This is a genomic window from Moorena sp. SIO3B2 (genome assembly GCF_010692525.1).
GTDB lineage: Bacteria > Cyanobacteriota > Cyanobacteriia > Cyanobacteriales > Coleofasciculaceae > Moorena > Moorena producens.
Window position 1 is genome coordinate 1 of the sequence record NZ_JAAHHE010000762.1, and the last position, 1,884, is coordinate 1,884.

The following is a 1,884-nucleotide window of genomic DNA, read 5'->3' on the forward strand; positions in this document are numbered from 1 at the left end:
AGAGCCGATGTTATTAGGACTGACGATCAACGGAGAAATGCTTCCCCTCAGTATTGATAGTCTGTCCGACTGTTAAGCGTTTGCCTCGATACAATTGAAGAGACATGCGATCGCATGTCTCTTCTGAATCCTTAACTAGGCACTCTTGTAGGTGGGTTACCGAGTTGGAACCTGTAAGGGTGGCACTTGCGGAAGCTCAAGTTTTGGTGCTTCTAGAACTGGTGGGGCTTCTGGTGTTGCTGGCATTTCTTCAGTGTCCATAGCTTCTGGGATTTCTTCAGTGTCCATAGCTTCTGGGGCTTCTGGGGTTTCTGGCATTTCTGGCGTTTTAGTAGCTACTTGGAGATATAAATCAGAACCCAGTGTTAGTGGTAAATCCTGTTCCGGATTAATGATCATAGGATTTTGCTGCTCCGGTTGTTGATTAGAATTACCACCAGTTAAGACACCAGTCAAAATATTAACCGCAGCACCTTCTAATGTTTGTTTCTCCGTATCATCAGGCTTAGCATCAGTAACCAGTTTCGAGGTGGCATTGATGGTGTTATAGGATAATTCACCAATTTTAAGTTTTTGAGCCACAAACTGAGTACCAAGAAACTGAGAACCACTATAACGCGGTACTAATTGACCCTCAATCTCGCTGTCTTTTGGAATTAAGACTATTCCTTGCTCATTTTTGATGTCCTCAGCCACTAACAGCGTCATATCAATAGTTTCACCACGCTCCACAGCCACCTTGTCTGATACTGTGTAGGCTACATCAATCACTGTACCTTTGGAAACTTGATATTCCTTAGTTTCTGGGAGTTCATCCTTACTAGTCATTGACTCAGTGGAATCAGTCCCCTCAGTTTTTTCAGTTGTCTGAGTTGATTCCATCAGGCTGTCGTCACCCACAGATTTAGTCTCTCCCGTCAGCTGAGCAATATATTGAGAGGCTGGATGTTGACTAGACAGGGGAGCTAATACCTCTTCATTCACTAAAGCTTGATGAATAAACGCTGCCACATCAGCACGGGTGGCAGGTTGACCAAAATCAAGATAGGTTACATTCGGGTAGTTAACCACCATAGCCTTTTGGGTAGCAGCCGCAACGCTAACTTTGGCATAGTCAGGGATTCGGGATAGGTCTTCATAGGAAGAGAGAGTATTCTTGACTGAAGTGCTAGAGTATAAACCCAAACGATTTAAACCCAAACCATTAGTCAATGACACCAATACTTGTCCCCGAGAAAGTGGCGAAGATGGACGTAGTTGGCTGTTGGATTTATCCTGCTCAGTTAGGTTACGACTTACCCAATACTCAGCCGCTTCACGATCAAATGTTTTGGGCAAAGCTAAATTATTTTCGCTGAAAGCTTGGCTGACCATTGCAGAGAACTGAGCGTAAGTAACAGCTTGATCAGGTTTAAAGGTGCCATTGGCATATCCATTTACCAGGTTTTCTGCTGCCAACCCTTCAATGAACGGTTTTGCCCAATGACCTTGAATATCAATAAAGCTAGTTTGGTTTGGTACCGCAATTACCATCGGCGCAGTCACACCAGTTACTATTCCCAATAGCAACATGGCAGTGCTTGTGGCATTCCAAGTAGATGCACTAGACATAGAACACAACTCTCCTGATTAGATAACTCTTTCAGATAGCTCAACTCCTTGGGTATCAGAGTTGACAGCTTCCCAAACACCATCCCCAGACGCATAGGTGAAGTGAAAGTTCCCAGGTTTTAAAAAAAAGATCGGTAGAGGTAGCAGAGTCATATCAAGTGCAGTTAATCAGTTACAAAAGTCATTAATCGTAGGGTGGGCAGTGTCTAGCAACGCGCTTTGCAAACTTCTGAATCTGTCTGCTGCACTGCCCACCCTACATGAACTTACAAA

General features: G+C 44.1%; 1 protein-coding gene. It reads right to left on the reverse strand.

Features of this window, described 5'->3' with window-relative positions:
* Nucleotides 1-156: 156 nt before the first annotated feature.
* Nucleotides 157-1,611, reverse strand: coding sequence for an S-layer homology domain-containing protein (locus F6K38_RS40755; protein WP_287360522.1), 1,455 nt, complete (start codon nucleotides 1,609-1,611; stop codon nucleotides 157-159).
* Nucleotides 1,612-1,884 lie beyond the last annotated feature (273 nt).